The sequence below is a fragment of the Leptospira alstonii serovar Sichuan str. 79601 genome, from assembly GCF_000347175.1.
GTDB lineage: Bacteria > Spirochaetota > Leptospiria > Leptospirales > Leptospiraceae > Leptospira > Leptospira alstonii.
Window position 1 is genome coordinate 188,017 of the sequence record NZ_ANIK01000035.1, and the last position, 6,646, is coordinate 194,662.

Genomic DNA, 6,646 nt, shown 5'->3' on the forward strand with positions numbered 1-6,646 from the left:
TGGCCTTATGAAACCAAAAGGTCCTTGTCTATAAAATCGAACTCTCCTCTTTCAATTTTTCTTTCTTGCATAGCAAGAAAATCACGAGTCTCTAATCTATCCATGTTAAGGTAATTAGAAATCTGCCCTTCAGAAAGATTTCCGTCACGATAAGCTCGCGTCGCCAAGGAGGTATATTTTCGAGAAAGGGTGGCATCATGCGATGGCAAATCAGAAAAGCCTAATTCTTCTTTCATCTTTTGAGGAGACACCTTACCAATACGTATTCGATCATAAGTTCCACCTGGCAAGAAGTTAAGAGATTCCAACCTTTCCGCAGTAGCTTGAAAAGAAGCCCCATAATAATTAGAAAGCTCCATAATATTTAGGGAAGTGAATTTGCCATTTGCCTGTCGAGTCCTTTGAAAGAATTCAGCAATTCCATCTGAAGGTAAAAGAAATTCGATAGCGAATAAAGAAGCAAAAGATTCAGCTTCCACTTTCTTATAAATCTCATCCGTATCGACGGAAGTCCATCTACGATCTGCCAAATAATGCCCATACTCGTGGCATATCGTCATACGCCTTCGTTCTTCAGGGTGGTTCTTATTAACTAAGATAAATCCGCCAAAATTTTCCTCGAAAAAATAAGCACCGGAAACTTCCGATGGTAACTCAAGAAAGAAAATGACTAATTCCGCCTCTCTTTCCAAATAGTCTCGCAATAAAGGGAGAGGGGAATTCCCCAGACCAAGCCTCATTCTCTCCTTCACGCTGATACCTTTTGCAGCATCGCCCACAGATAAACCGGCTCGATTGTATTCTATATTCGAATTAGTTATTCTATTATATTTAGTTAATAGATAGCAGTAATTTTCACACAATTTTTGAAAATACAAAAGTTTGTCTTGGAATGAGTCGTCATTCGCATTAAATTTAGTGATATTTCGAAATTGTAAAGTTGAGGACGATATAATTCTTCGATCCGGCTGAAGGTCAGAAATCCTAACTCCTAAAATTTCCGAAAATTTCAGTAGTTCCTCTGCTTTTACAGCTCTCTCACCTTTTTCAATAGCAGTGATTGTAGTGCGGGCTACCCCAATACGATTTGCCAATTCCTCTTGGGTTATCCCCGCCTTTTTTCTATATGCTTGTATCAAGTCATTGACAGTATACTTATCGGTCGCTTTCAAAACGAACTCCTTAGGGGATAGCTGATTGTTTATTAGAGCTCGTCATAAATTTTGAAAAGCTTCTCCATTCGTTAATTTGCGTAACAGCTAACTTTTCAAATTTCTGGTCGAACTCTTCTCCAGAAATATTCCACTCTTTCATTATATGTCTTTTTGATTCGTAAATCAGAGAGTCCTGCTGGTAAATTTGATCGACTCCCTCCTTTACAAACCGCGACCACAGATCTGCCTGATTTGTAAACTGATCGAAATGTCTCAATCGTTTTCCTTCCACTATTTGCGGAAACGAATATCGAGTTTGATCCACTAACCCTGCGCCAAATATCCCTTGCCTGCGTAAAAGACAAGAAGAGCAATATCCACATTGAGTAGGATAACCTTTTTGTCGATGGTGACTATCGCAACTGGTGCTTGATTTAACCAATGAGGAATGGATCAACATATCCCTCTTAAATACTTTACACATTTCTCCTTTCGTTGAAAATAAAAACGGGTTTAAAATTCTCATCTCCTTACCAATCAATTTGGAATAAAATTTAGAGACGATTGAAAGCGATAGAGGATTCGCGGTGAGGGAACGATCCCAATGCCCACTTCCGGGGAACGGAATATTAAACGCACCAATTCCGTTTTCATATAAATATAGTGATTTCGAGTTAAGTAGATTAGAAGCATACAGTCCTTCAACGAGAAACAAAAGCCCGCGTATCCGAAATGAAGGATTCGGATATTTTTTAGGCATACCTTTTAACTGGTGAAAAATCCGATATCGCTCAATCTTGGAAATAGGATAAACTCTCTTTATTTCATTTCGCAAACTCTTTTGTTTACCGAAAGTTACATTTTGCGAACCCAACCCAATTAGCTCGTAGTTTTTATCAGGATTTTCTAAATATCGATTTAGCAAGCCTGAAAGAGAATCCAAACCACCACTCCAAAGACAAACTTCGACATCCTCATCTACTGATAGAAATCCTTGGTTCCCCTCTCTTACTGAAGAAATCTTGGATTGATAAAAATTAAATTCATAGTTATTTGCACTGAACTGAGAGATTACGAATTTCAAATCATCAGTAATCTCAAAGTCTTGCCATTTTTCCAAGGTGCGAACGGGTAAAGAAATGCGAACATCAGTATTCTCCAATCGAGGAATCAGACGTTCAACAACCGAAACAATTCCAATAATATTACAAAGATCTATGCTAGTATCGCAAGGAAAAGCGCTTCTCCTATGTAGTTCAATACCATCAATTCTTCTAAACCTTATCGCCCGACCATTGTGTTCGATTTGAAACGAGGATTCTAAATTAGAAATTTCTTTAACAAAATATTCCTTCATAAGTATTACCCGGTTAGATCTTCATCGGAGCTTTGGATGCCGAATTCCTTATATACTCTTCTAAAAGGACCGAGGTCTTTCCACCAACCTAAGTTTTTCTTATAAACATCCTCTGGTATGAATTCAAATCGTAACTCTTTAGCTCTTTCTCTTAATTCTTTTGCCTCTTGGCGAAAAAGACATTCTTTTTGAAAGATAATCTCGAAAGCTTTTTCTTGAATTAAATCACCCCATTGTTCAACCGAATTAAAACTTTTAATATTTAGAACGATTCGGCAAGTTTCCATAATATAGTTACAGAACTTATCTTTAGCCCTATAGTATTTTGAAGAACGTTGATATTCGTATAAAACTTTGCTTATATCGGAGAGATGGCGAATTGCAAAATCACTTTGAATAAAAGCTACAAATTCCCCGATCATGGAAAATGCTTTTCTATTTTTTTTAACTTGATTACTTAATCCGTGTTCCAGATGAAATAAGGCCTGCTTGTGCAACCCCAATCTATAGTTTTGGATGGCATTTCTATAAGACGGCTTGAGCCCCCCTGGAACAATACTCTTGTCAGAATTCATAGCTTTATTGTCAGATTTTACAACAATAATCCTTCAAAGTCAAGCCCAAGTAGACTAATATGTTATTTTTTCTGACATTCACTTTCATCTAAAGTAAAGTTGAATCAAGACCCGATCTCCATAGTTTGCTCTTTCTTGATTCCCTTGTTCCACCTCGACGATCCGTTGGCCAATCTTCCAATAACTCGTCAGAGAGATCTTGTTCCAATCAGAGTTCGCAGTTGATTGAAAATCTTCATAGATTTGAGATATGTCCGTCAAGAGCGAGTGATAGGATTTTTGCGAAAGACCAAGTGAAGAAGGAGAATTTTGAATTCTCATAGGAAAATTGAATCCATTCAATCTAAAAAGTCGAGACCAAAAAAACTACAAACGATTCTAATTTTTCAATAGATTTTAAGAAATTAGAATCGCTATTCATTATCGTTTAAAACGGCTAAAATTTCTCGAAAACTCTCAAGACCTGCTTCTAAATTTTCTATAATGTCATCCGCGAGTACATCTGGATCGGGCAAATTCTCAAGGTCGGATAACGACTTATCTTTGATCCAGGTAATGTCTAAATTCTTTTTGTCACGATTAGAAAGTTCCTCATAGGTGAACTTTCTCCATCTTCCTTCCGGATTTTTCTCAGGATGATAGGTTTCCTTTCTTTTATTTCTGTTTTCCGGATTATAACAATTAATAAAATCTTTCAGATCTCCAAATTTGAGAGAATTCTTTTTGAGAGTGTGGTGAATATTGGTTCGATAGTCGTAAAACCAAATTTCTTTTGTTTGGCGTTCTTTAGCGGCAGGCTTGGCGTCAAAGAACAGAACATTCGCCTTTACACCATGCGCATAGAAAATCCCGGTCGGAAGACGAAGGATCGTATGAAGATCTACGGTCTCCATCAATTTAACTCGAATTGTTTCACCCGCACCACCTTCAAAAAGAACGTTATCCGGAAGAACGACCGCGGCTTTGCCCGTTGTTTTAAGAATGGTCCGAATATGCTGTAAAAAATTCAGTTGTTTGTTACTTGTGCTTTCCCAAAAATCCTGGCGATTGTATGTAAGGTCCTCTTTTTTTTGCTCCCCTTGATCGTTCGTAATTTTTGAACTGCTTTTTTTACCAAACGGAGGATTGGCCAAAACGTAATCGTATCGAACACCGGGATCGGCAATCAATGCATCTGTTGGAGAAATAAAATTCTCGGAATCGATATCACCTATATTGTGTAAAAATAAATTCATGAGTGCAAGACGACGGGTTCCCGCAACGATCTCATTTCCAAAGAACGTTTTAAACTTAAGAAATTTCTTTTGCTCTTTGTTCAAATCCTGTTTCGTGATAAAGTCATACGCCGCTAAAAAGAAACCGCCGGTACCGCAAGCGGGATCGGCAATCGTTTTTTCCGGCTCCGGACGAATACATTCCACCATTGCCTTGATCAAAGCACGCGGAGTAAAATATTGCCCTGCCCCACTCTTCGTATCTTCCGCATTTTTTTCCAAGAGTCCTTCGTAAATATCGCCTTTCACGTCGGTACCCATGAGAACCCAATTCTCTTTATCAATCATCTCAACGAGTTTACCGAGTTTCGCTGGATCTTGGATTTTATTCTGACTTTTTACAAATATTTGTCCAAGAATACCCTGAGAGTTTGCCAATTCTCTAAGAAGAATATTATAGTGAAGTTCTAATTCAGCGCCCTTCTTATCGGTCAGACTCTCCCAATTGTATTGCTTTGGAATTGCGATTTTACGATCATAGGGCGGCCTTGAATATTCATGAGCCATTTTCAAAAATAAGAGATACGTCAACTGTTCCAGATAATCTCCGTAGCCGACCCCGTCGTCTCGAAGCATATTGCAAAAGGACCAAACCTTTCCGATGATTCCGTTTGTTTGAGAAGTTGCACTCATTCCTTTGTTTTTTTCCTTTTCTTTGCAGGCGTTTTTTTTACGGACTTAGGAACGATCGCTCCTTTACCTTCCGGAACATATCCTTTCTTTCGCATCCAACTCAAAGCTGTAAAAAATCTGGAGCGCGAAAGTTTTAATTTTTCAGGAGACCAATTTTCTCTAGACTCGTAGACAATTTCTTCATCACTCGGTTTTTTTCCTTCCAATATGAGATTATTCCAGCCTGCGTAGAGCGTTGCAAAAATTTCGGCTTGTTCCTTATCCATTTTCAAAGTAGCTTCAATCAGGTTTCGAATTCTACCTTGCTCATCGGGATTCGATACTTCGGAAACTTTATCGATAACTTTCTGCAATCCTCGCTTGGATAAATAAGTATAACCTATTTTTTGCATTTGAATCCCAAAGTAATTCGCTTTCAGAGCGCGAGATTCCACAAGCTTCAAATGCGGAAAGTCATCCGGACCCGCCGCGTCCTTAACAGGATTTCTCCCCAAAGAGATCCCAATATAAGATTCTACCAAATGAGAAATCTTTTCACATTTTACGTGATTTAGATTTTCTAAATATTTCGATTGCTTTTCGTGGGCGTCTATGACCATTGCAATCACTCCGGCATGTAATTCCGTAGTCGATATATCCGGGACAAGGCGAGGGAATTGAATCAGATTTCCATTGTCAGCATTCTGTTTCTTACTCGTTTTCTTTTTAGAATTCGCATTCGTTTTTTGGAATATACTTTCTTTCTCTGCGCGAATTCTTTCCAAAAGCACTGACGCAGGCTCGTCATTCGGATCCTGTGCCACCAACTTTCCTGCAAATGCTTTTTTCAATATGCTTTGCCGAAGGGATTCTGCTTGTTTGAGAGAAGATTGGATGGTTTCTTCGAGTTTGTCGCAGACGCTGAGCCGAGATTCGATTTCTTGAACGATTTCTTGTTGTTCGAGAAGTGTTGGTATAAGAAATTGCAAACTCTTAATTTCTTCAGAATTGATATTATTCACACCGCTTGAAGATTTGGCCATTAATTCTATTTGATTTCTGATACCTATAGAAGAAAGTAAATGAAGCAAAAACTGAGGGTCTATTTTTTTATGCATTGGCCGCAATCGAATCAAATAGCCAGCAAACAAATAAGGCCCTTCGGAGAATTTCGTGGGAAGAAACTACTTCATAAATGACGGTGAGAAGAGGTTGCAGATGAGTTTCGAGCAAATTTCGTCATTGCAAAATCATAACATAACCAATGAATAATATTCCTAATGAACGCAAACGAAAACTTAGAAAAACATTACTCTCTCCTTTTAGGAATCTCATCACCTTGGTCGGTTGAAACCGTAGAATTAAATATCGCAGCAAAGAAAGTAGATATCGAAGTCTCATACGATGAGCGGGAAGCTGTAGAGTGTCCGGATTGTGGTAAAAAATGTCCTCGGAAAGATCATACAGAAAAAAGAACCTGGCGCCATTTGGATACGATGCAATTCCAGACATTGATTCATGCTCGAATCCCACGCGCTCAATGTGAAGCTCACGGCGTAAGAAACGTAAAGTTGCCTTGGAGCGAACCGTATTCCCGGTTTACGTTGTTGTTTGTAAAATTCGCAATCGATGTAATCAAAGCCTGCGGGAATGTATCGGACGCGGCAGCGCTTT

At 38.6% G+C, this 6,646-nt stretch carries 6 protein-coding genes and 1 pseudogene; 1 reads left to right on the top strand and 6 read right to left on the bottom strand.

Going from position 1 to position 6,646, the window contains the following annotated elements:
* Positions 1-5: 5 nt before the first annotated feature.
* The 6 genes and pseudogenes from LEP1GSC194_RS09240 to LEP1GSC194_RS09265 all read right to left on the bottom strand — a co-directional run.
* Positions 6-1,139 carry an ImmA/IrrE family metallo-endopeptidase gene (locus LEP1GSC194_RS09240; RefSeq protein ID WP_408605331.1) on the bottom strand — a complete coding sequence of 378 codons (1,134 nt, stop codon included), beginning with the start codon at positions 1,137-1,139 and terminating at the stop codon, positions 6-8.
* A gap of 43 nt (positions 1,140-1,182) precedes the next feature.
* Positions 1,183-2,511, bottom strand: coding sequence for a hypothetical protein (locus tag LEP1GSC194_RS09245; protein WP_020773294.1), 1,329 nt, complete (start codon positions 2,509-2,511; stop codon positions 1,183-1,185).
* A gap of 5 nt (positions 2,512-2,516) precedes the next feature.
* A complete protein-coding gene (locus LEP1GSC194_RS09250) occupies positions 2,517-3,086 on the bottom strand; it encodes a hypothetical protein (RefSeq protein WP_036041866.1) in 570 nt (189 codons plus the stop codon).
* Between the two features lie 84 nt (positions 3,087-3,170).
* Complete coding sequence (locus tag LEP1GSC194_RS23580; RefSeq protein WP_020773216.1) at positions 3,171-3,407, bottom strand: DUF1016 N-terminal domain-containing protein; 237 nt, start codon at positions 3,405-3,407, stop codon at positions 3,171-3,173.
* Positions 3,408-3,499: 92 nt separating this feature from the next.
* The gene (locus tag LEP1GSC194_RS09260) at positions 3,500-4,993 is read right to left on the bottom strand and encodes a class I SAM-dependent DNA methyltransferase (protein ID WP_020773261.1); all 1,494 of its coding nucleotides are present in this window, start codon (positions 4,991-4,993) and stop codon (positions 3,500-3,502) included.
* Positions 4,990-6,126, bottom strand: a pseudogene (locus LEP1GSC194_RS09265) (restriction endonuclease subunit S); the annotation flags it as partial. The pseudogene LEP1GSC194_RS09265 and the gene LEP1GSC194_RS09260, both read right to left, overlap by 4 nt.
* Positions 6,127-6,252: 126 nt before the next feature.
* On the opposite strand from LEP1GSC194_RS09265, the gene LEP1GSC194_RS09270 reads away from it, so the two are divergent.
* A partial coding sequence (locus LEP1GSC194_RS09270) for a transposase family protein (protein WP_036041868.1) occupies positions 6,253-6,646 on the top strand: 394 nt, incomplete at its 3' end.